Annotated in this window: 19 protein-coding genes; 13 read left to right on the top strand and 6 right to left on the bottom strand. The window is 38.3% G+C overall.

The features are described from left to right. The first annotated feature begins 58 nt into the window (after positions 1-58). From J8L70_RS11925 to mrcB, 4 genes are all read left to right on the top strand, one after another. On the top strand, positions 59-397 hold the full coding sequence (locus J8L70_RS11925; RefSeq protein ID WP_211055813.1) for a P-II family nitrogen regulator: 339 nt from the start codon (positions 59-61) through the stop codon (positions 395-397). 9 nt (positions 398-406) lie between these two features. Continuing rightward, a complete protein-coding gene (locus J8L70_RS11920; protein ID WP_211055812.1) occupies positions 407-1,630 on the top strand; it encodes an ammonium transporter in 1,224 nt (407 codons plus the stop codon). Between the two features lie 149 nt (positions 1,631-1,779). Then, entirely contained in the window at positions 1,780-1,941 is a 162-nt protein-coding gene (locus tag J8L70_RS11915) for a YqaE/Pmp3 family membrane protein (protein WP_211055811.1), read from the top strand. An 81-nt stretch (positions 1,942-2,022) separates the two neighbouring features. Beyond that, the gene (gene mrcB, locus J8L70_RS11910) at positions 2,023-4,506 is read left to right on the top strand and encodes a penicillin-binding protein 1B (RefSeq protein ID WP_282098180.1); all 2,484 of its coding nucleotides are present in this window, start codon (positions 2,023-2,025) and stop codon (positions 4,504-4,506) included. 78 nt (positions 4,507-4,584) lie between these two features. On the opposite strand, the gene J8L70_RS11905 is transcribed toward mrcB, so the two are convergent. From J8L70_RS11905 to J8L70_RS11880, 6 genes are all read right to left on the bottom strand, one after another. Continuing rightward, a complete protein-coding gene (locus tag J8L70_RS11905) occupies positions 4,585-6,426 on the bottom strand; it encodes a HAMP domain-containing methyl-accepting chemotaxis protein (RefSeq protein WP_211055810.1) in 1,842 nt (613 codons plus the stop codon). 184 nt (positions 6,427-6,610) lie between these two features. Next, on the bottom strand, positions 6,611-7,891 hold the full coding sequence (hemL, locus tag J8L70_RS11900) for a glutamate-1-semialdehyde 2,1-aminomutase (RefSeq protein ID WP_211055809.1): 1,281 nt from the start codon (positions 7,889-7,891) through the stop codon (positions 6,611-6,613). A gap of 35 nt (positions 7,892-7,926) precedes the next feature. After that, positions 7,927-8,943, bottom strand: coding sequence for an aspartate carbamoyltransferase (locus tag J8L70_RS11895; protein ID WP_211055808.1), 1,017 nt, complete (start codon positions 8,941-8,943; stop codon positions 7,927-7,929). 83 nt (positions 8,944-9,026) lie between these two features. After that, positions 9,027-9,461 carry a CopD family protein gene (locus tag J8L70_RS11890; protein ID WP_211055807.1) on the bottom strand — a complete coding sequence of 145 codons (435 nt, stop codon included), beginning with the start codon at positions 9,459-9,461 and terminating at the stop codon, positions 9,027-9,029. Positions 9,462-9,475: 14 nt separating this feature from the next. Next, the gene (locus tag J8L70_RS11885; protein ID WP_211055894.1) at positions 9,476-11,158 is read right to left on the bottom strand and encodes a chloride channel protein; all 1,683 of its coding nucleotides are present in this window, start codon (positions 11,156-11,158) and stop codon (positions 9,476-9,478) included. Positions 11,159-11,292: 134 nt separating this feature from the next. After that, a complete protein-coding gene (locus J8L70_RS11880; RefSeq protein ID WP_211055806.1) occupies positions 11,293-14,454 on the bottom strand; it encodes an HD domain-containing phosphohydrolase in 3,162 nt (1,053 codons plus the stop codon). A gap of 206 nt (positions 14,455-14,660) precedes the next feature. On the opposite strand from J8L70_RS11880, the gene erpA reads away from it, so the two are divergent. The 9 genes from erpA to nqrM all read left to right on the top strand — a co-directional run bounded on the left by erpA (position 14,661) and on the right by nqrM (position 22,699). After that, positions 14,661-14,999 (top strand): iron-sulfur cluster insertion protein ErpA, encoded by a 339-nt coding sequence (gene erpA, locus J8L70_RS11875; RefSeq protein WP_211055805.1) that lies wholly within the window; start codon positions 14,661-14,663, stop codon positions 14,997-14,999. Between the two features lie 458 nt (positions 15,000-15,457). Continuing rightward, complete coding sequence (locus J8L70_RS11870; RefSeq protein WP_211055804.1) at positions 15,458-16,801, top strand: Na(+)-translocating NADH-quinone reductase subunit A; 1,344 nt, start codon at positions 15,458-15,460, stop codon at positions 16,799-16,801. Positions 16,802-16,805: 4 nt separating this feature from the next. Next, on the top strand, positions 16,806-18,008 hold the full coding sequence (locus J8L70_RS11865; protein ID WP_211055803.1) for an NADH:ubiquinone reductase (Na(+)-transporting) subunit B: 1,203 nt from the start codon (positions 16,806-16,808) through the stop codon (positions 18,006-18,008). Beyond that, a complete protein-coding gene (locus J8L70_RS11860; RefSeq protein WP_211055802.1) occupies positions 18,001-18,753 on the top strand; it encodes a Na(+)-translocating NADH-quinone reductase subunit C in 753 nt (250 codons plus the stop codon). Before J8L70_RS11865 ends, J8L70_RS11860 begins: the two co-directional genes overlap by 8 nt. Continuing rightward, entirely contained in the window at positions 18,753-19,385 is a 633-nt protein-coding gene (locus J8L70_RS11855; RefSeq protein ID WP_211001516.1) for an NADH:ubiquinone reductase (Na(+)-transporting) subunit D, read from the top strand. Before J8L70_RS11860 ends, J8L70_RS11855 begins: the two co-directional genes overlap by 1 nt. Positions 19,386-19,395: 10 nt before the next feature. After that, positions 19,396-20,004, top strand: coding sequence for an NADH:ubiquinone reductase (Na(+)-transporting) subunit E (gene nqrE, locus J8L70_RS11850; protein ID WP_211055801.1), 609 nt, complete (start codon positions 19,396-19,398; stop codon positions 20,002-20,004). 18 nt (positions 20,005-20,022) lie between these two features. Then, positions 20,023-21,252 (top strand): NADH:ubiquinone reductase (Na(+)-transporting) subunit F, encoded by a 1,230-nt coding sequence (gene nqrF / locus J8L70_RS11845; RefSeq protein WP_211055800.1) that lies wholly within the window; start codon positions 20,023-20,025, stop codon positions 21,250-21,252. Positions 21,253-21,352: 100 nt separating this feature from the next. Next, positions 21,353-22,384: an FAD:protein FMN transferase gene (locus J8L70_RS11840; protein ID WP_211055799.1), complete on the top strand. Its 1,032-nt coding sequence runs from the start codon at positions 21,353-21,355 to the stop codon at positions 22,382-22,384. 102 nt (positions 22,385-22,486) lie between these two features. After that, positions 22,487-22,699, top strand: a complete 213-nt coding sequence (nqrM, locus tag J8L70_RS11835; RefSeq protein ID WP_211055798.1) for a (Na+)-NQR maturation NqrM — start codon at positions 22,487-22,489, stop codon at positions 22,697-22,699. The last annotated feature ends 599 nt before the right edge of the window (positions 22,700-23,298 follow it).

The following is a 23,298-nucleotide window of genomic DNA, read 5'->3' as shown; positions in this document are numbered from 1 at the left end:
TAAAGGTTGGATTACAACAGCTCACAGGATAACAATAATGAGTCCAAAGGGGGCCACTATGAAAATGATTAGTGCAATAATCAAACCATTTAAATTAGATGATGTGCGTGAAGCACTTGCTGATTTAGGTATAGAAGGAATGACAGTTGTTGATGTTAAAGGCTTTGGCCGTCAACGAGGTCATACAGAATTATATCGTGGTGCTGAATATCAAGTAGATTTTATTCCAAAAATTAAACTTGAAATTGCAACACGAACTGAAAACTGTCAGCGCGTTGTTGATGCTATCACCAAAATCGCTTCGACAGGAAAGATTGGTGACGGTAAGATTTTTGTATATGACTTAGATCAAATTGTTCGTATTCGTACGGGCGAACTAGACGATGAAGCAATTTAAGGGGGCCCTATGGAAAATACAATAATAGAACTAAAATTTTCACTGGATACATTCTACTTTTTAATCTCAGGTATTTTAGTAATGTGGATGGCGGCAGGTTTCGCTATGTTAGAAGCGGGTTTAGTACGCTCTAAAAATACCACTGAAATACTCACTAAAAATATCGCACTTTACTCAATTGCCTGTACGATGTTTTTACTTGTTGGTTACAACATAATGTATGTAGACAACGCTGAAGGTGGTCTTATCCCTTCATTTGGTGCGTTAATTGGCACACAAGCAGCTGATGCTGATCACTCTTTAGAATCTGATTTCTTCTTCCAAGTAGTGTTTGTCGCTACTGCAATGTCAATTGTATCTGGTGCAGTTGCAGAGCGTATGAAGTTATTTGCTTTCTTAGCATTCGCGGTAGTTTTAACCGGTCTTATTTACCCAATTGAGGGTTACTGGACTTGGGGCGGTGGTTTCCTTTCAGAAATGGGCTTTGTTGACTTTGCAGGTTCTGCAATTGTTCATGGTGCAGGTGCAGCGGCTGCATTAGCCGGTGTAATTATTCTAGGTGCTCGTAAAGGTAAATATGGTAAAAACGGTGAAATATTCCCAATTCCAGGTTCTAACTTACCACTTGCTACTTTAGGTACATTCATCCTTTGGATGGGCTGGTTTGGTTTTAACGGTGGTTCACAGTTATTACTATCTGACAAAGAAAATGCAACAGCAGTAGGTCAAATCTTACTTAATACAAATGCAGCGGCGGCAATGGGCGCAATTGCAGCACTGACTGTTTGTAAAGTACTTTGGGGTAAAGCTGATTTAACTATGGTACTTAATGGTGCACTTGCAGGCTTAGTTGTTATCACTGCAGACCCACTTTCACCTTCACCATTAATGGCGTGTTTACTTGGCTTATTAGGCGGTGTATTAGTTGTATTTAGCATTGTAGGTCTTGATAAAGTTAAGATTGATGATCCAGTTGGTGCTATATCAGTTCATGGTGTGTGTGGCGCTTTAGGTATTATGTTAGTACCTTTAACAAACGGCGACGCTAGCTTTGTTAACCAACTAATTGGTTTAGTAACTATTCTAGCATTCGTATTTGTAGCTTCATTAATTGTTTGGGTTATCTTGAACAAAACAATGGGCATACGTGTTACTGAAGAAGAAGAACTAAACGGTATGGACCAACATGATTGTGGTATCGATGCTTACCCAGAGTTTGTTTCAGTACGTTAATAACCAATAGAATACAATTTATTGTGTGTTTAAAAAGCCTTACGAAAGTAAGGCTTTTTTATTGGTTAATACTTTTGTTATCTTTTAGTTAACAATATCGTAATGGTGTGTATACTTGGTTGGGACTTTATTAATTAAAAAGGCTTAAAATGGATAACAAACTATTACTTATTATAATCTCAATTTTTTTACCACCGGTTGCTGTATTTTTAAAAGCGGGTGTTGGTAAAGATTTAATTATTAACATTGTACTTTGTTTACTTTTCTTTATCCCTGCAGTAATCCACGCGCTATGGTTATGCACTCGGTAAGTTTTGTTTCAGTGACTGTTAATTTTACAGATGATACTATAGGTGTTATCTGTAAAAATTGGATATAAATAGCAAACTTAAATGGCTGATAACAAAAAAGACTCTAAAGCTAACTCTACAAAAAAAACGTCTAAAAAAAAGAGCACTAAAACAGATAAGCCCGCAAACACAGGTGTCGCCTCTAAAGGTAAAAAAAATACAGCCGGTAATAAACCTAAAAAAGCCGCTGAGAATAAAAAAGCAACTAACTCTAAAAATCAGACTAATTCTAAAAATACCAAGTCTAAAAATACCAAGCCTAAAAATACAAATCCTAAAAAGAAAAAACCTAAAAATAAAAAACCTCGCTCAGTCATAAAGCTATTATGGTCTTTTTTTTGGAAATTTAGCTTGGCACTTATCGTTGCTATGGTGCTTTATTTCATTTATTTAGATTCAAAAATTACTCGCCAGTTCGAGGGTAATAAATGGCAACTGCCTGCACAGGTATATGCACGCTCAATGAACTTTTACCCAGAGCAATTCCTGTCAAGTGAGGAGGTTGAGTGGGAGCTGGCAAGACTAAATTACTCATCAGTTAATAAACTAAATAGAACAGGGCAGTATGTTAAAACGGCTAACAGTATAAAAATTTACCGTCGTGAGTTTGAGTTTTATGATGGGTTAGAAAATGCTGAAATATTTGAACTACGTTTCGCGGGTAATAAAGTCGCGGCAATTAAAGATAAATTCGGTAGGAGAATAACCCGTGCACGTTTAGAGCCGGTGCAAATTGCACGTATTGGCAATGAATCTAAACAAGATCGTGAGTTTGTTCCGCTTACTAAAATTCCTGATATTTTAAAAGAAACGTTGTTAGTTGTGGAGGATAGAGATTTTTATCAGCATCATGGTGTCTCAGTTTTCTCTATATTACGTGCGCTTTATACAAATATTCGTGCAGGGCGCACAGTACAAGGAGGTAGTACGTTAACACAGCAACTCGCTAAAAATATTTATCTAACACGAGAGCGCTCATTGGTACGTAAAATTAACGAGGCATTTATTGCTCTGATTTTAGATTATCGTTATTCAAAAGACCAAATACTAGAAGCGTATTTAAATGAAGTTTACTTAGGGCAGTCTTATAACGAGGGCGTTCATGGTGTTGGCTTAGCAGCACAATTTTACTTTGGTAAACCAGTCGATGAGTTAGAGTTCGATCAGATAGCGTTATTAGTCGCTATGGTAAAAGGGCCTTCTTATTATAACCCTAGGCGTTATAAAAAACGTACGGTAAAACGTCGGGATCTGGTGTTACGACTCATGGCTGAGAACGCATTACTAACAACAAATGAATATCGTTCTGCGTTGCAAAGACCACTTGATATTTATCCAATGAAAGCGAGTTTACAAAAAACCTATCCAGGATATTTAGATTTAGTAAACCGAGAATTAAAACAATTATTACCAAACCAAGAAACATTGGATGCAGGTGTAAGAGTCTTTACGTACTTTGATTTACAAAAGCAAACAGCCATGGAAGAGGCGATTAAAAATAGCTTGCCGTATTTAGAAAAACGTCCGAGAACAGAAAAACTAGAAGCAGCAATGATTTCTGTAAATGTAGCTAAAGGTGGCGTATCTGCATTAGTTGCAGGGCGTGATGTGCGTTATTCAGGGTTTAATCGTGTTCTTGATACAAAAAGAAATATAGGTTCTTTAGTTAAGCCTTCAGTTTACTTATCAGCCTTAGAGTTACCACATTATAACCTAGCGACTTTGGTTGATGACTCACCTTTACAAGTTAAAGACGAACAAGGCAATATCTGGCAACCGGAAAATTTTGATCGCACATACCGTGGAATGATGCCGTTATATAAAGCATTTAGCAAAAGTATTAATATTCCGGCGGTTAATGTTGGTTTAGATGTTGGTGTTGAACATGTAATTGAAACCCTACATAAATTAGGTTTCGAAAATGAAATTAACCCTTATCCATCATTACTTTTAGGGGCAATTGAAATGTCTAGTTTTGAAGTAGCACAGTTGTATAGTACGATCGCAGCTGATGGGGCATACAATAAACTAACCGCTATCACAGCGCTTACCGACTCGTTAGGCAATGTATTATATGAGCATCAAGTAAAACCACAGTCTCGTTTTGAAAAAGATGCGATGTATATGACCAAATATGCAATGAAACGAGTGAAAAAAGACGGAACAGCTAAGCGTTTAAATTTACACTTTCCATCTATACAGTTAGCAGGTAAAACAGGAACAAGTAATGATTTACGTGATAGCTGGTTTGCCGGGTTTGATCAAAACACAGTCACGGTCACTTGGTTAGGCCGTGATGATAATAAAAGTACCGGCTTAACGGGTAGTGTAGGCGCATTAGAGGCGTATATTCGATATTTAAAACCACTTAACCCGCAGTCAATCGCTGATACTCGCCCTGCGTCAATACGCTGGGCATTTGTAAATGAAAAAACAGGTCTGCAAGCCCCTCCAGGCTGTGGCAAGGTGGTGCAATTACCAATCAGAAGTACTGAATTTGAACCAAGACCGGCGTGTATTAAATAATAAGGGTTTAAAAATATACGGGTTATTTAATCATTTATAACCCGTATTTATTTGCGATTTAAATTAGTAGATATCGCTTTATGATTTAAAAAAGCTCATCGACTTGGTTAAAGCATTCGATAGCGAGGTCAATTGCTGTGCATCTTGCAAGGTAGATTGTGCAGATTCGAGGGTTTGATCGGCTAAATGACTCACCTCTTGGGCATCACTGAGCGCTTGTGCTGTTGCACTTGATTGCAGCTCGACTCGTTGCGCAATAACTTCTCCTTGATGTTGAATATCAGTCATGCTTTGTTCTGCATTTTGTAAAATTGCATTGGTTTCGTTTGCTGCAGCGACAGATTGCTCCATTTTTAACACACTTGATTGCATCTTTTGTTGTGTATCTTCTGAGGCTTGCTGTAAAGAACTAATAATTTGATGTATTTCTTGGGTTTGGCTCTGAGTGCGTTGTGCTAAGGTACGTACTTCGTCTGCAACGACGGCAAAACCACGCCCTTGCTCACCGGCTCTTGCTGCTTCAATCGCAGCATTTAAAGCAAGCAAATTAGTTTGATCTGCTATTTCGCTAATCCCTTTACTGACCTGACTAATATTTTGGCTATCTTGAGCGAGTAAATCTAATGATTCTTGGCTTTGAGCAAATTCAATTTGTAACTCTTGCATATACTTAGAGAGTTCCATTGTGTTAGTTGAGCCTTGTTTTACATGAGTCGCAGCGTCTTGTGCTGTTATCATGGCCTGATTTGCCGATTCTTCAACGGCCTGTGCACTTTGTGTCATATCACTTAATGCAGTATAAATGGCATTCACTCTACTTTGCTGTTTTTGCACATCACTACTGGTTTGTTCACTTGCTTGTGATAAAGATTCTGTTGCACCACCTAGCTCAGCAGTGCTGGTTTGTACTTTATTAAGTAGGTGATTAAAGGCTTTTAGTAATTCATTATAGCGTGTCACGATAAGGCTCATTTCATCTTTGCCTTGGATTTCTAAATGGGCATTTAAGTTACCCTCAGCGGCACTTCCCGCGGCATCGGCAAAGCGATTTATTGTATCGACAACTGCAAAATAAAAGCCAATCATTAAATAAAAGGCGCTAATTAAACTAATAAAAGAGGCAATTAAAACAATATTTCTTGTCCATAGCTGATCTTTTAATTTTGTGTCTATTAATGTTTCTAAGGTTGGAATACTTTTATTAATGAAAGCACTTATAGCAGTGTGTAATGTTTGATTTAATTGAGCAAATTCATTTTTACTTAGTTCGATATTATCAGGTTCGAGTAACTTACTGTCGATGGATGATTTAAAGGCTGCAGCCGCATTTTGTAAATTATTAATCTCAACTGAAAGCTTTTTACTGACTGATTTATCGGCTTGTGTTGCAACACTTATACTTTGTGTTAACTGCTGAACATACGAAGGAAGCGATTTTGATAAGTTTGATAAAGAAATAAATGTGTCGGGAGTGAAGCGATTATTATTAAGTACCGTATTGGCACTTGCTGAGGTGGCATTAACTTGTTTAATGAGTGCCGGTACCGCAGAGACTAAGGTCCTGTTGAGATAAGCGCTGGATAACTGGCTATCTAATGCTAAATTAGATTGGATCGATATCAAATCTAATGCATTGCTATTTTGATTGTCTTTTATATTAAAGCCCAACGAACGAGCAATTTTTGCATTGTCAGATATATCACTCTTGATTAAATTAGTTAGTAAAGGGCGGTAGGATTTTAGGCCTTGCTGCTGCATGTTAGACACATTGATGTTATGACTTAATAGCGATACTAAGAAAAATAAGCTCAGTGCTAAAGGCACTAATAAGATACCAAAAACCAAACTAATTTTTGTTTTATACTTTAAATTGGCCATTAACCTAATGGCGGGAGCGACAAGTTGAAGGATGCCTGACATAACACTCTCTTTTTTGAGATTGATTTATTTTAAATATTAGATAGTTAGTAATGAAAAGCGAGAAATTTCGTCATTTATTACAAAAAAATAGACTTTCATCTGATAGAAACCGGTTAAAAGTAGAAATAATTTCAAAATTGAGACATAAAAAAAGCCCTTACGGGCTTTTTTATAACAATAGATTTTATAGTTTAGCAAAAGCGCGCTGTGCTGCCGCGATTGTATCGTTAACTTCTTTTTCGCTATGTTGCGCACAAACAAAGCCCGCTTCAAAAGCTGAAGGTGCTAGATACACTCCTTCTTCGAGCATTAAGTGGAAAAAACGTTTAAAACGTTCAAGATCACACTCTGTCGCTTGCTGATAGCTTGTTACTTTTTCTGCTTCAGTAAAGAAGAAACCATACATGCCACCGGCATAGTTAGTACATAAAGGAATACCCGCTTGTTTTGCTGCGGCTTCAAACCCTTCACAAATAGATTTAGAAATCGCTTCTAATTTATCATGTAGGCCAGGTTCGCTTAATAATTCAAGTGATTTTAAGCCGGCAGCCATTGCAATAGGGTTACCTGATAACGTGCCCGCTTGATAGACTGGCCCGACGGGTGCAATGTAATCCATGATTTCTGTTTTACCACCAAATGCACCTACTGGCATACCACCACCGATGACCTTACCTAAACAGGTAAGATCTGGTTTAATATTGTAATAAGCTTGTGCACCACCTAGGGCAACTCTGAAGCCTGTCATTACCTCATCAAAGATTAGCACTGACTGGTATTTATCACACACACTGCGAAGGCCTTCTAAAAAACCAGGTACCGGTGGAATGCAATTCATGTTGCCTGCGACAGGCTCTACGATAATACATGCAATTTCGTCGGCGTATTTAGCAAAAATAGCTTCAACTTCGGCTAAGTTATTAAATGATACTGTTAACGTGTGCTTTGCAAAATCTTCAGGGATCCCCGGTGAATTGGGTACACCCATAGTTAAAGCCCCTGAACCAGCTTTAACTAATAATGAATCGGCGTGACCGTGGTAACACCCTTCAAATTTTAATATTTTGTCACGGCCAGTGAAGCCTCGCGCCAAGCGAATTGCACTCATTGTTGCTTCGGTGCCAGAACTCACCATGCGTACTTTTTCAATTGAAGGGACTAATTGCTTTACTTTTTCGGCCATTAGAATTTCAGCTTCGGTTGGGGCACCGTAGCTTAACCCGTTTTCAACAGCATCAAGCACAGCTTGCTTTATGGCTGGGTGATTATGACCCATGATCATCGGCCCCCATGAACCTACATAGTCTATATAACGATTACCATCAGCATCAAAAGTAAAAGGGCCTTGTGCTTTGGTAATAAATAGTGGGGTGCCACCCACGCCATTAAATGCGCGTACAGGTGAATTAACACCGCCTGGAATAGAGGCTTGCGCGCGTTCGAATAAGTTTTGGCTAATTGTCATGAAAATTCCTATTGTGTATCTTTTAATATTAAAATTTAGCTATCACGCTTACGGCTAAACCAAGGTACATCGACTTCATATTGCTGTACTTTGTTCTCTACCCCTAAAGTAAGTGCAAACAAAGCCATGCGAATGAGTACCCCATTTTGTACTTGGCGAAAAATAGCCAAATTATCGTTAGCATTTAAATCGTTATCTAATTCATTTGCCTCTATACGGCTATCGCGAGGCAGTGGGTGCATTAATACTGAGTTGGGCTTACAGTGGGTATTATAAATTGATTGGCTTATTCTAAAACCCCCACGGTACTTGTTTGCTTCTTCTTGTGATGGGAAGCGCTCTTCTTGGATACGTGTTTGGTATACGATATCGGCTGCTAGATTACCTTGCATTTGATTGACTAATTTTATCTGGTGTCCAGCATCTTCAACCGCTGATAAAATTGAATCAGGCATTTGTAAGCCATCGGGCGCGACCATCGAAAACTTAACATTTTTATAGTGACAAAGTAATTTAGATAATGAATGAACCGTACGCCCGTATCTTAAATCGCCAACAAGTGCGATATGCATGCCGTCAATATTTCCACCAAAGCGGGTAAGCTCACGTTCGATAGTTAGTAAATCAAGAAGAGCTTGCGTTGGGTGTTCGTTAGCACCATCACCACCATTTATAACAGGGACATCACACCCTGAGGAAAACTCTGCAACCGAACCTGCATCAGGGTGGCGCATAGCGACAGCATCGGCATAGGCCGAAATAACACGGGCTGTATCGTATAATGATTCGCCTTTTGCTAATGCAGAGCTTTGCATTCCTGTGGTTTCGCGCACACCGCCACCGAGCAAATTAAAGGCCGTGCCAAAGCTTACTCGAGTACGGGTACTGGGCTCGAAAAACAAATTAGCGAGTATTGCGCCATCGAGCACTTTGGTGCATTTTTGTTTTTTAGCATAAGGCTCCATATTTTTTGCGACTGTAAAAATACGCTCAATACAGTCTCGGTCTAATTGATTAACGGAGAGTATATTTTCACCTTGGAAACTTAGCATGGGTTATTCCTATTTTAAAAAAGGGGCGCGATAATCCACATTGTGGGCACGCTATCGCGCGTATTGTAGCAAATTAAAGTATTTTATAAGCTGGGTTTTATCACTGCTAATGCAACAATAATGAGTAAAGCAATAACGGGTAATTCATTAAATAGTCGATAAAAGCGATGACTTTTAGTGTTTCTATCGTGTTTAAAGTCACTGAGTAATTTAAAGCAGTAACCATGATAGATATATAAGATAATCACCAGTAATAATTTATAATGTAACCACATGCTATATCTAAACCAATCACGTCCATATTCTATTATGGTTAGCACTCCAAATACGGCGGTTAAAATAGCAAAAGGGGTGACAAAGAATAATAATCGTCGCTCCATTACTTTTAACATTGAATTACATGATTTTTCTTCGCTCATTGCATGATAAACAAATAACCGTGGGAGATAAAAAATACCGGCAAACCAAGCTATCATAAAAAAGATATGTAAGGTTTTATAAATTAGTAGTGCGCTCATGTGTGCCTCGTTTTTTACAGTAAGCTATTGCGTATGGTTAAAATATGATGGATTTTGTCCCAGCGTAATAATCCCATTATTTGTTGATTATCTAGTAAGTTATAGACATATAAAGCACCACTACGTTTTTCCTTTAGCATATCGAAGGCGTCGGCTAATGTTGCTTGGCTATTAATGCCTTGCAAACTGATGTATTTAATATTGATTGTTTCGTCGGCTAATAAAGTTAAATCGTATTCAGCTAATCGATACCCATTTTCTTCATCAAAAACAATTAAAGGGGTATGACTATCAAGGGCATTTAGCGTGTCTTTTATTTGTTCTTTATCATCTGAGTAGAGTAGTTTAAAGTGCTCATCCATATCATCCATAATTCCCACTTTTTGTAATGCTTCGGTTGCGGGTGAAACATGGTATTCAAGAGCTTGAAAGTCAAGTTGCTGCATGAAAATAGAGCGATTTCCAAATGCTTGTAATGCAGTGACATAAGCGGTGGTGATCACCAACATAGCAGGTACAATTATTTCGGGACTTGATGTAAGTTCCATCACGGTCGTTAAGGCCGCAAGTGGTGCATGTAAGGTTGCAGCCATTAACCCAGCCATACCTAATACTCCATAGGTGCCGGCAATATCTGTTCCGGGGCTGATAAACTGTGCAAAAAAGGCCATTAACGTGCCAGTTAATACACCTAATCCTATAACTGGACCTATTAAACCACCCGGGATCCCTAATCCTATTGCAAATAATGTGGCAAGCAATTTAGCGATTAAAATAGTGGTGAGCATTTTTACATCATCGGGTGATTCAACTGCTAATGTTATTGCGCTCATTCCTGAGCCCATGGCTTGTGGCACTGTGTAGGCAATCATACTAGCAATACACCCTGCAATTAACAGGCGTGGGAACATACTTAAAGGCTTAAATGTTTTTAAAATTAACATTAAGTTTTGATTAAAACTATATGCAACAGCGCCCAGAGCCATACCACATAATATAAGGTAGGGGTAATGCCAGCCACTTAAAGGTGCAATACTTATCAGTGCTAATTCAGAGCCTTCACCAAATACAAATTGGGTGGCTAGCGCTCCGGTTACAGCAGCAAGCATAATGGGTACAAAAATATGCACTTTATATTCTCTTAGCACTACTTCCATAACAAAAATAACCGCGGCTAATGGGGTGTTAAATGATGCTGCAATACCGGCTGCAACTCCACAGCCACTAAGCGTACGCATTGCATTATGTGGTAAGTGCAGTTTATCTGCCAGTAGGCTAGCGCCAGTAGCTCCCATGTGAACACTTGGACCCTCTCGGCCAACAGAAAAGCCACTAATTAACGCCAGTGCGCCGCCTACAAATTGATTAATCGTATTATAAAGTGGCATATGCCCGTAATGGCGTTTAATACGATGTATGACAAAAGGAATGCCTAATCGATAATGTTTAAAACCCGTAAAGGCGGCAAATAAGGCAATCAGTAGTGCTGCAAATAGAGGCAGTAATACCCGCTCTAGAGTCGGGAGTGTTGTAAAATCATCGGGAGTATCTAAAAAAAGGCTTTGGAAAAATAATATTGTTAAACGAAATAAAATAATAAAAAAAGCAGCAATTAAACCAGCGACTACGCCAAGTAAGCATAATTGTATAGATGTCTTAGGTTTAGCTAATTGCCGTCTAAGTTTTTCAAGCCAGATGCTATAGTTTTGCAACGCAGTTCCTCAAAGCACTTTTCAGCAGTATTTTAGCAAAAGAGTAAGGCGAAGTCCTTGTGTATTTTTAAATAATAACGACTTTAAAGAAATCGATGTCATTGCCTCAGTATAGGGTGTTAACTAAGGTATTTATTTTCGTCTATTTCATCAATTTGAACTTTAGGTAAAAATTTGTTGGCGTAATCTAAATAGACTTTGCTGCGTATGAATAAGCGAAATAACGTAATGTCGATATGTCGTTCAATCGCCATTTGATGCAATATATTTAATGCTTCACTGAGTTTTTTGGCTTTTTTATAAGGACGATCTGAAGCTGTAAGCGCTTCAAAAACATCAGCAAGCGCTAAGATCCGTTCAGGAATACTCAACTCTTCTCCTTTAAGCTTACGTGGGTAACCGTCTCCGCGCATTGTCTCGTGGTGCGTTGATGCAATACGCGGCACATTTTCTAACTCTGGTGGAAACGGGATCTGATCGAGTATTTTTATGGTACTAATAATATGTTCATTTATTTTAAATCGATCCTCTGGGGTGAGGGTTCCTTTTGGTATACACAAATTATAAATCTCACCGCGATTTGCTTTATATTTGGGTATCACCATATCAATTTTTAACTTGTCAGGTAATGAGTATTCTTTTCTTCTAAATGTAATATGTTGTTGTTTATCATCAAGTAAAAATTCAGTTACGGGGAGTGTGTTTTGCTCAGGTGGTCGATTTAATTCTTCAATAGGTGAAAGCCCTAATTGATCATCAAAATGACGTTGCCAGGTGAACTTTGCTAGCGTTTTTATTTTGTTTTGATGATGTGCGGGCATAAACTCACTACCAATATTCGCATTGGCAATAAATGCAAAATCTGTTTGTAGTTGCATCTGTTTAGCGCACTTTTTACTGTGCAGCTGTTGTTGCTGTTCAGGGGCTAAAATGACGTGGTTTAAGTATTCTATTTCATAATCGCGGTGGAGCACTTCAAAACGCATTCGTATTTCATGGATGCGGTTGTATATACATTCAAGTTTTGAGCCTTTGTCTACGATATGCTCAGGTGTGGTAATTTTACCACAATCATGTAACCAGGCTGCGGTTTTAAATTCGCGCCATTGTTGGGGCGATGTAATATTAAAGTCTTTAAAGTTTTTTGAGTCTGATTGGCACGCCGCTTTTAAAAGCATTTCTCCGAGCTCAGGGACGCGATTGCAATGCCCACCCGTATACGGTGATTTTTCATCGATGGCTTGTGCTATAAGTTTAACCATTGAATCAATTAAGTTTCGTTGCGATATTTCATGTCGATGTAAGTGATTAGACATTTTTTTTATTGCTAAAGATAAGCGCTTTACTTCAATGATATTACTCGGGGTGACTTTAACTACATCGTAGTGACGTTTGGCAATATGTTGTGCTTGTAATAAAAGCATATCAAATGTGGCTGTAACGGGAGAGGCACATAAATAGGTCAGCGGCAGTAATATAATAATAACTCCAAGCGTAATTAAACTACTTTTAGTAATACTTTTATAAACAGAAGAAAATAATGTTTTTTCATCAATAGCCAGAACAAGTAATTGATTATTTGCTAAGCCGGTTTCAAGCTCGCCAAAAAATAATCGCTTTTTTATACCCTCATATTTTATTTTTATTAAAGTATCTAATGGCGGGGCTGCTATATTATCGATTTCATGTATGTAGGGTAATACACGCTCTGTTACGTTATTTTTTTCGTTAAATAGCCATTTTTTTTCAAGTGTCGCTAACTGCGGTTTTAATTGTGTAATTGCTTTATTTATAATGGGCAATAATTGTTGGTGATCGGATTGAATTAACAGCCTTAACTGAGTATCAATATTAACGGCACCTAAATTAATATCCCTAGTGACGCTTAAATTATCAATAGCAAATTCACTGACTAAATCGTTCATAGTTAATGCGCTATCGAGCGCTGCATCAACTTTACCTGATGAGACTAATTCAAGCATCTCATGGCTTTTGGTAAAGCGCACAAGATTTATTTGTGGGTGTGACTTTTGTATTTCTTCCACAATAGAGAAACCATGAGCCACCGCCAGTTTCTTTGAATGCAACTGAGAGAGAGCATCATAGTGGTTGTCTGATTTAGTTAAAAGCCCTAGCGGTAAATCACCGTAAGGAGCTGATAATAAACCAAGCTCTCTATTGTGCGCGGTATCATATACGGCATTTAAAATAGTGAGTTCTTGGTTTTTAAATTGTTGAGTGAATTCTTGCCAAGTAAAGCCATTTACGAAATTAGCTTTTAACCCTATTTTTTCATGGATAAGTTTCAAAACATCAACTGCGTAGCCTTTCGGGACGCCTGAAAGAGAAAAATCAATAGGTTGCCAATCCGCACCATTAGATATATTTATTGTGTGCAAGCTATTTATATATTGACGCTCACTGGGGCTGAGTATTAATGGCGTTATAGTGCTTTTTAGGTTTTGCTCAGTGCTTTCATCATACTGCGCAATTAGCTCACCATTGCGCTTTATTAAATAGGCTTCACCTGCAAAAGTACTTGCATGTTTTGCTAGATTTTGTGACAAGCTTGATAAACTAATATCTAAAGCAATCACCCCTTTATTATCAGCGAGTTTTCTGGAGTAGGTGATCCCTGGAAGTTGAGAAAATTGAAATAAATACGGTTCACCACGTGTGGTATGTTGTTTTGCTTGTAAAAACCAAGGTCTTACTAAAGGGTTATAGGTGTTTGGCTTTTCAACAATATTTGTAACTTCTAACTGCTGGTTATAATACGTTAAAATTTGTTTATTTTGTTTTTTTGCAGGATCAATTGTTACGCTTAACCAGGTATCTTTATTATCTGCATAGTATTGCTCTCTGGCTCCAGCGGCATTTAAGTTAACCACTTCAAAAAAACGTCCATTGGGAGTGGCAATATAAAGTCCAAAAACGACGGGGTTTATCGCCATCATTTCGGTGAATGTATGTAATTTCACAGCTTCAGGCTGATTTTCAATATTAGGATAGATGGCTAGTAAATCAACTAATAGCTTTGCTTGTTCATCATTTTCACTTAATGCATCTTTGGTTTGCACTAATGCTTGTTCAAACTCTTGTAGTACATGTTCTTGTAATTGCGCAGTACTATAATAATATTGCAGTGCAACACTAATGCTAGCGACAATACTACACATTAAGGCAAGTAAAGATACAACAGTAAAGCGTACAGTAAAGCGTGAGTTTACTTTGGGGATAATATTAAAGAACTTTTCCATAAGTTTAATAAATGACTGCATTTTCCTAATTGTCCATAAAATAGAACCTTTTGCCATAAAGTGCTAGTTTATACTTTAAATTAATACTAAATTACTTATTAAGTATTAATTTAAAGTCTTTATTAGTGCAGGGGTACTTAACGGAATCACAGCTAATTTTTTGCTATACTTGATTAAAATACTCGGGTATTAGATAATCCGCGCATATTGGTATTAGGGGTGAGAGAATGTCTGAAGAATTACCTATTAAATTTACAGATGCGGCTGCAAGTCGAGTTAAACAACTTATTGATGAAGAAGAAAATCCTGATCTAAAATTACGTGTTTATGTTACTGGAGGGGGCTGTTCTGGATTCCAGTATGGTTTTACTTTTGATGAAAAAGCAAACCCTGGTGACTTAGAAATCGTTAAAAAAGGTGTCACTTTAGTTGTTGATCCAATGAGTTTGCAATACTTAGTAGATGGTGAAGTTGATTATACAGAAGGCCTTGAAGGCGCACGCTTTTTTGTTTCAAACCCTAATGCAACAACCACCTGTGGTTGTGGTGCAAGCTTTAGCGTATAAATCACTGTAAGCTGATTAAGCTTAAAGTCCCGCGAATGAATAAGCTGCTTTTTAAATGTTGAATAAAAAGTAGCTTATTACGACACTCTTTTTTATTTGTACTAGATCACACCTTCGCTTATTTCTTTATTTAAATTACAACTTTGGTCTTATTGTGGCTCAATGTTTTTTGTAGACTATTAAAAAAATCCCCTCTATCGGCGTACCTCAATTAACACTAAAATATATTTAACAAACAAAATAATCATTTCTGTAAGATAAATTTAATATTTAGACTCGCATAGTCGTGCACAATAATGTTAAAATCAAAGTCATATGTGATGAGTTTTAGTACGTTGCTTATTTGGCTATGGTCATAAAAGGTCGTGTTAGTCGCCTTAATAATTTACTGATAGCCCAATAAACAAGGTATTTAATACCATCGTTCAGTTTCTTTCCGTTAATTAATGCAAGTGCGTATGATCAACATAAAAAAAGGTCTGGATTTACCCTTAGAGGGCGCGCCTCAGCAAGTTATTCATGATGGTTCTGCCGTCAAACGTGTAGCTGTGCTAGGTGAAGAGTTTATTGGTATGCGTCCAACCATGCATGTTCGTGTGGATGACCAAGTCAAAAAAGGCCAGGTACTTTTTGAAGATAAAAAGAACCCAGGCGTATTATTTACTGCACCAGCTTCTGGTACAGTAAAAGAAATTAATCGTGGTGCTAAACGTGTGCTGCAATCTGTTGTTATTGAAGTAGCAGGCAGTGAGCAAATCACCTTTGACTCTTTCAGTGCAGATGAACTACCAAGTTTATCGCGTGAAAAAGCTAAAGAAGTACTTATTCAGTCTGGTCAATGGACAGCACTTCGTGCTCGCCCATTTAGCAAAGTAGCGGCTGTGGATGCAAATCCTAGTTCTATTTTTGTGACCGCAATCGACACTAACCCACTTGCTGCAGATCCTGCAGTGATTATTGCCGAAAATGCCGCTGCGTTTGAAGCTGGTTTAGCCGTTGTTTCGCGTTTGACCGATGGTAAAGTATTTGTTTGTAAAAAAGCAGGTAGCCAAGTTCCTAGCTCATCAATAGCTCAAGTAGAAGTACATGAGTTTGGTGGTGTGCATCCAGCTGGTCTGGTAGGTACTCATATACATCATCTTGATGCGGTATCTGTAAGCAAGCAAGTTTGGCATATTGGCTATCAAGACGTTATTGCGTTTGGTCAATTATTCCTTAGCGGTGAAATTTACACTGATCGTGTAATCTCGCTTGCTGGACCTCGCGTTAAAAACCCTCGTTTAGTGAAAACACAACTCGGTGCTTCATTAGATGATTTAGTTGCTGGTGAACTAGAAGATGGAGATAACCGTGTTATTTCTGGTTCTGTGTTATCAGGTGCTATTTCAAATGGTGTGCATGCATTCTTAGGTCGTTACCATGTTCAAGTATCTGTTTTACTTGAAGGGCGCGAAAAAGAGTTGTTTGGCTGGATTGCACCAGGCAGTGATAAATTCTCTGTTACACGTACATTCCTTTCGCATTTAATGCCAAGCCGTGTTTTCAACATGACAACCTCAACAGGTGGTTCAAAACGTGCCATGGTACCGATTGGTAGCTATGAGCGAGTTATGCCACTGGATATTTTACCAACACTATTATTACGTGACTTAATTGCACGTGATTTAGACGGTGCTATATCATTAGGTGCGCTTGAACTTGATGAAGAAGATTTAGCGTTATGTACCTTCGTTTGTCCGGGCAAATACGAGTATGGTTCAATCCTACGCGATTGCTTAACAACGATCGAGAAGGAAGGCTAGAGAGATGGGTTTAAAGAAATTTCTAGAAGATATCGAGCCGCATTTTGAAGCCGGTGGTAAACATGAAAAGTGGTACGCCCTGTATGAAGCAGCCGCGACTATTTTTTATACCCCAGGCTATGTAAATAAAGGCGCAACTCACGTTCGTGATAACATTGACCTAAAACGCATGATGATTTTAGTGTGGATGGCGACGTTCCCAGCTATGTTTTTTGGTATGTTCAATATTGGCCATCAGGCCGCCGGTGCATTAGCACAAGGTTTTGAGCTAGCTGATTCTTGGCAAGTAGGTCTGTTCCAACTATTTGGTGGTGAATTAACTGCCGCATCGGGTTGGGGCGCTAAAATGTTCTACGGAGCCTGTTTCTTCCTGCCTATTTATGCAGTAACTTTTGCTGTAGGTGGATTTTGGGAAGTTATATTTGCTTCTGTGCGCAAACATGAAATTAACGAAGGTTTCTTCGTAACCTCTGTATTATTCGCACTTATTTTACCCGCTACAATTCCTTTATGGCAGGTTGCACTGGGTATTACATTTGGTGTTGTAATCGCTAAAGAGATATTTGGTGGTACTGGGCGTAACTTCTTAAACCCAGCACTAGCAGGTCGTGCATTTTTATTCTTTGCATACCCAGCTCAAATTTCGGGTGACACAGTATGGACTGCTGTTGATTCATTCTCAGGTGCAACAATGCTTGGTCAAGCATTTGTAGGCTCGCTTGATTACAGCAACATGGCTCTTTGGTGGGATGCGTTTTACGGATTCATTCAAGGTTCTGTTGGTGAAACCTCAACTGCTGCATTATTACTTGGTGGTCTATTTTTAATTTATGTACGTATTGCTTCATGGCGCATTGTACTAGGTGTATTCCTAGGTATGGTTGCTACAGCATTCTTACTTAATACCGTTGGCTCTGAAACTAACCCTGTATTTGCTATGCCTTGGCATTGGCACTTAGTGTTAGGTGGATTTGCGTTTGGTATGTTCTTTATGGCTACTGACCCAGTATCTGCTGCATTTACTGATAAAGGTAAAATAGCCTACGGCCTATTAATTGGCTTTATGGTTGTAATGATTCGTGTTGTAAATCCTGCTTTCCCTGAAGGTATGATGCTAGCAATTTTATTTGCTAACTTATTTGCACCATTATTCGATCACTTTGTAGTGCAAGCAAATATCAAGCGGAGGTTGGCACGTCATGTCTAGTAATAACGAATCAATCGGCAAAACGTTAGCAGTAGTTGTTGCGCTATGTTTAGTATGTGCAATTATTGTTTCGTTTGCTTCTGTAAGTCTTCGTCCTTTACAGCAAGCAAATAAAGAAAAAGATATTCAAAGTAATATTTTAGTTGCGGCAGGTATTGAAGGTGCTGAAAATGTATCTGACGTATTTAATGCAAAAATTGAAGCGCGCGTTGTTAATATGACAACAGGTGAGTTTGTTGATACAGACCCAACTATTTTTGACTTTGAAAAAAGTAAATACGATACAGCTTTAAGTGTTTCTCTTAAAGAGAAAGGCGTTAAAGATATCGCGGGTATTCAACGTGTAACGAAAGAATCACCAGTGTACTTTTCTAAAAAAGCTGATGGCTCTACAGACGCGATCATTTTACCAATCCAAGGCTACGGCTTATGGGGTTTAATGTATGGTTTTATTTCGCTTGAAAGCGATGGTGAAACAGTAAAAAACATTATTTTTTACAAACATAACGAAACACCAGGCTTAGGCGGCGAAATTCAAAACCCACAGTGGACTGCTACATGGCAAGGTAAAGAATTACCTATCCAAATAGTTAAAGGCACTGCAGGTAGCGATGAGCATAAGATTGATGGTCTTTCAGGTGCAACACTAACATCTAACGGTGTTGAGCATGCAGTTGACTTTTGGACTGGCGAAAATGGCTTTGGCCCTTTCCTTGCGAAAGTACGTAAAGGAGCATTGAAATAATGGCTGATAGTAAAGAAATGAAGGCGGTCCTATTTGGTCCGGTTTTAGCAAACAACCCGATTGCTTTACAAGTACTTGGTATTTGTTCTGCACTAGCGGTAACGTCTAGCTTAAAAAATGCATTAATCATGTCAATTGCTTTGACATTAGTAACTGCTTTTTCAAGCTTCTTTATCTCACTAATTCGTAATCAAATACCATCATCTGTACGTATTATCGTGCAAATGACGATTATTGCCTCGTTAGTTATTGTTGTTGACCAAGTACTGCAAGCGTTTTCTTATGCTACGGCAAAAGAGCTTTCAGTATTCGTTGGTTTGATCATCACTAACTGTATCGTAATGGGTCGTGCTGAAGCATACGCAATGAAGTCGCCGCCACTAATGTCATTCCTTGATGGTATTGGTAATGGCTTAGGCTACTCAGTAGTCCTACTAACAGTTGGCTTCATTCGTGAGTTATTTGGTAAAGGTTCACTATTCGGTGTTGATATTATCCCATTAGTACAAGATGGTGGTTGGTATCAACCTATGGGTCTATTGATTTTACCACCGAGTGCATTCTTCATCATTGGTTTATTCATATGGGTACTACGTACCTTTAAGAAAGACCAAGTAGAAGCTAAAGCGTAAGGGGAAAACAGTGGAACATTATATTAGTTTATTTGTAAAAGCCGTTTTTATTGAAAACTTGGCGTTATCTTTCTTCTTGGGTATGTGTACTTTCTTAGCAGTATCTAAAAAAGTAACTACGTCAATTGGTTTAGGTGTTGCGGTTATTGTTGTATTAGGTATTTCTGTACCTGTAAACAACTTGGTTTATCATGCGGTACTTGCTCCGGGCTCTCTTGAGTGGCTTGGTTACCCAGATGCTGACCTTAGCTTTTTACGTTTCTTAACTTTCATTGGTGTAATTGCTGCACTGGTGCAAATTTTAGAAATGGCATTAGATAAGTTTTTCCCTGCACTTTACAACGCATTAGGTATCTTCTTACCATTGATCACAGTTAACTGTGCAATCTTTGGTGCGGTATCATTCATGGTTGAGCGTAACTATAACTTCGGCGAGTCTGTTGTTTATGGTGTTGGCGCTGGTGTTGGTTGGGCGCTTGCAATTACATTACTTGCAGGTATCCGTGAGAAGATGAAGTACTCAGACGTACCAGATGGCTTACGTGGTTTAGGTATTACCTTTATCACTGTTGGTTTAATGGGTCTAGGCTTTATGTCATTCTCTGGTATTTCACTGTAAAGGTAGCGAGGATAAATCATGGATTATCAGATTTTCTTAGGCGTTGGTGTTTTCATTGCTATCGTTGTTATTTTAGTTTTAGTTATTATTGGTGCTAAATCTAAATTAGTGGCTAGCGGTGACATCATTATAGGTATTAATGGCGATGCAGATAAAGCGATTAAAACCTCTGCAGGTAGCAAGCTTTTAGGCGCGCTTTCTGAATCAGGCATTTTCGTATCATCTGCGTGTGGCGGTGGTGGCTCTTGTGGTCAGTGTCGTGTTCACATAAAAGAAGGTGGTGGCGATATTTTGCCAACAGAACTTGATCACATCTCTAAAGGTGAAGCCCGTGAAGGCTGTCGTTTAGCGTGTCAGGTTAATGTTAAAAACGACATGGAAATTGAGCTTGAAGAGTCAATTTTTGGTGTTAAAAAATGGGATTGTGAAGTTATCTCTAATGATAACAAAGCAACGTTCATTAAAGAACTTAAGCTACAAATTCCTGATGGTGAGTCAGTACCGTTTCGTGCCGGTGGTTATATTCAAATAGAAGCGCCAGCACACCACGTTAAATATGCTGATTTTGATGTACCTGAAGAATATCGTGGTGACTGGGAACATTTTGGTTTCTTTAACCTAGAGTCTAAAGTTGACGAAGAAACTATTCGTGCATACTCAATGGCTAACTACCCTGAGGAAGAGGGTATCATTATGCTTAATGTGCGTATTGCTTCTCCTCCTCCAAGAGATTTAAGCTTACCTTGTGGTAAAATGTCATCATACATTTGGTCACTTAAAGCAGGTGATAAAGTGACAATCTCTGGTCCATTTGGTGAGTTCTTTGCTAAAGACACTGATGCCGAAATGGTATTTGTAGGTGGTGGTGCTGGTATGGCGCCAATGCGTTCACATATCTTTGACCAACTTAAACGTTTAAACTCTAAACGTAAGATGAGCTTTTGGTATGGTGCACGTTCTAAACGTGAAATGTTCTATGTAGAAGATTTTGACGGCTTAGCTGCTGAAAATGAAAACTTCGTATGGCATACAGCACTTTCAGATCCACAACCTGAAGATAACTGGGAAGGCTATACTGGCTTTATCCATAACGTGTTATTTGAGAACTATCTTAAAGATCACGAAGCCCCAGAAGATTGTGAGTTCTACATGTGTGGTCCTCCAATGATGAACGCGGCAGTTATCACAATGCTTAAAGACTTAGGTGTAGAAGACGAAAATATCTTATTAGATGATTTCGGTGGCTAACACCCATACCAAAACAGTTTAGTTTTGGTTAAAATACTAGCCTCGTCGCACTAAGTGCTACGAGGCTTTTTTTTATTCTTTATTTTATAAGTAGGCTTTTATGAACCGAGTGAGTACTTCTCAAAGCTTTATTGCTTTATTATTTATTACATTGACTTTATTACTCACAGGTTGTGGTGAAAAGGCAGTACCAGAAGGGGCTTTTTTAGAAGGTAGAACAATGGGGACTACTTATCATATTAAGTTTTATGATGAGCAGGCGCAGCTTTCACCTAAAGAATTACAAACACAAATAGACGATGTGCTCAAAAGTGTAAACCAGTCTATGTCTACTTATATTGATGACTCTGAAATAAACACATTTAACAGGCTCCCTGCTAATCAAGTGATGCCTATTAGCGATGATTTTAGGGCTGTGATCAGTGAATCGATTCGATTAGGTAAATCAACAAAAACCCTCGATGTGACTATGGGTCCACTTATTGACCTATGGGGCTTTGGGCCTGATAAGAAGCCGAGTAATCGCCCAAGCAATATTGAACTTGCAAAAATGGTTGAGAAAATTGGGCTTGATAAACTGACTTTAAATACACAAGGGTTAAGTAAGACTATAGATGGGTTGGAACTGTCATTTTCGGCGACTGCTAAAGGCTATGGTATCGATAAAGTAGCACAACTATTAGAAAGTTACGGGATTACTAGCTATATGGTTGAGATTGGCGGTGAGCTTCGTATTGCCGGCAAGAAGCCGAATAATCAAGATTGGAAAATTGCAATTGAGCAACCAGATGCTAAGCCTGGAGAGCGTAAAGTACACCGTGTTTTATCGCCTGGTACAAACGGTATTGCGACCTCAGGGGATTATCGTATTTTTTATGAAATGGATGGTGAAGTTTATACTCATTTAATTAACCCAAATTCGGGTATGCCTATAAAACATGATTTAGTATCGGTGACTGTACTTCATCCTAGTGCAATGACAGCTGATGGCTTAGCCACGGCTTTAACTGTGATGGGTATGAAAAAAGCAAAAAGTTACGCAGAAAAACATGATTTGCCGGTCTACTTAATTGCGAAGGGTGAACAGGGATTAATTACCTACTCAAGCCCGGCATTTAAGCCTTATTTGTAGAGTTACCAGTTAACTACTCGCATCGACTTGGGGTTTAGGTGTATAATTTAATAAATGTTCAAGTATATAGAACTAACTTTTGTAGATAGCAGAGGCTAAATAATGTCACTTTTTCTTCTTACTTTTGGTTTACTTATTTTAATTGTTACAGCAATGGCGATTGGAATGATTGTACAAAAGAAATCTATGGCCAGTAGCTGTGGTGGTTTGGGCTCTGTGGGGATCGATAAAGCATGTGACTGTGATGATCCCTGTGACAAGCGAAAAAAACGCTTGGAAAAAGAGCAAGTATGGAAAGAAAATCAAATTTTATAATTCAGTAATTTAACTAACGAAAAGCGCTTTTAAATAGCGCTTTTTTTATTTTAACGGTATAACCTTTCTTAATATTTGCTTGATAGAGCAATAAATTCCTTTATTTTATTTCTACCAACTCCCCCTAACTTTTAATATAAAGCATTAATTTAAAAGTGATTTTTTAAATTTGTGCGAAATAGGGACATAGATTAGTTTTTTTCACTTATCGGTGTTTATTTTATCGCTTGTCGGTTTTGAGTGATTACTCTAAATTGAACCTATAGGCAGTTAGCAAACAATAAAAATAACTAAAGCGCTGTCTAACCAAATTAATTATTAATGCCAATGGCGTTAATCTAAAACCGAATCTTTATAAATGTGTGTGTAAAGATGTTGTCAGTGTGAAAGGCAGTTCAGGTTAGGTGGTGACCTTATCTGGACTGTTTTTATCCTCTATCAACGTCCACATTTATTAAAACCGAATCTTTATAAATGTGTGTGTAAAGATGTTGTCAGTGTGAAAGGCAGTTCAGGTTAGGTGGTGACCTTATCTGGACTGTTTTTATTCTCTATCAACGTCCACATTTTTTAAAACCAAATCTTTATAAATGTGTGTG

The organism is Pseudoalteromonas sp. MMG010 (genome assembly GCF_018100905.1).
Lineage (GTDB): Bacteria > Pseudomonadota > Gammaproteobacteria > Enterobacterales > Alteromonadaceae > Pseudoalteromonas.
Note: the sequence above shows the minus strand (reverse complement) of the source record. Positions and strands in the feature narration are given on the sequence as shown.

Bases quoted from the DNA above. Each gene is read 5' to 3' on its own strand.
- nqrM (WP_211055798.1), top strand. From the start codon at position 22,487: ATGTCACTTTTTCTTCTTACTTTTGGTTTACTTATTTTAATTGTTACA.
- J8L70_RS11895 (WP_211055808.1), bottom strand. From the start codon at position 8,943: ATGCTAAGTTTCCAAGGTGAAAATATACTCTCCGTTAATCAATTAGAC.
- J8L70_RS11865 (WP_211055803.1), top strand. From the start codon at position 16,806: ATGGGTTTAAAGAAATTTCTAGAAGATATCGAGCCGCATTTTGAAGCC.
- J8L70_RS11855 (WP_211001516.1), top strand. From the start codon at position 18,753: ATGGCTGATAGTAAAGAAATGAAGGCGGTCCTATTTGGTCCGGTTTTA.
- J8L70_RS11915 (WP_211055811.1), top strand. From the start codon at position 1,780: ATGGATAACAAACTATTACTTATTATAATCTCAATTTTTTTACCACCG.
- J8L70_RS11890 (WP_211055807.1), bottom strand. From the start codon at position 9,461: ATGAGCGCACTACTAATTTATAAAACCTTACATATCTTTTTTATGATA.
- J8L70_RS11880 (WP_211055806.1), bottom strand. From the start codon at position 14,454: ATGCAGTCATTTATTAAACTTATGGAAAAGTTCTTTAATATTATCCCC.
- mrcB (WP_282098180.1), top strand. From the start codon at position 2,023: ATGGCTGATAACAAAAAAGACTCTAAAGCTAACTCTACAAAAAAAACG.
- J8L70_RS11920 (WP_211055812.1), top strand. From the start codon at position 407: ATGGAAAATACAATAATAGAACTAAAATTTTCACTGGATACATTCTAC.
- J8L70_RS11925 (WP_211055813.1), top strand. From the start codon at position 59: ATGAAAATGATTAGTGCAATAATCAAACCATTTAAATTAGATGATGTG.
- erpA (WP_211055805.1), top strand. From the start codon at position 14,661: ATGTCTGAAGAATTACCTATTAAATTTACAGATGCGGCTGCAAGTCGA.
- J8L70_RS11870 (WP_211055804.1), top strand. From the start codon at position 15,458: ATGATCAACATAAAAAAAGGTCTGGATTTACCCTTAGAGGGCGCGCCT.
- J8L70_RS11905 (WP_211055810.1), bottom strand. From the start codon at position 6,426: ATGTCAGGCATCCTTCAACTTGTCGCTCCCGCCATTAGGTTAATGGCC.
- J8L70_RS11860 (WP_211055802.1), top strand. From the start codon at position 18,001: ATGTCTAGTAATAACGAATCAATCGGCAAAACGTTAGCAGTAGTTGTT.
- J8L70_RS11840 (WP_211055799.1), top strand. From the start codon at position 21,353: ATGAACCGAGTGAGTACTTCTCAAAGCTTTATTGCTTTATTATTTATT.
- hemL (WP_211055809.1), bottom strand. From the start codon at position 7,891: ATGACAATTAGCCAAAACTTATTCGAACGCGCGCAAGCCTCTATTCCA.
- nqrF (WP_211055800.1), top strand. From the start codon at position 20,023: ATGGATTATCAGATTTTCTTAGGCGTTGGTGTTTTCATTGCTATCGTT.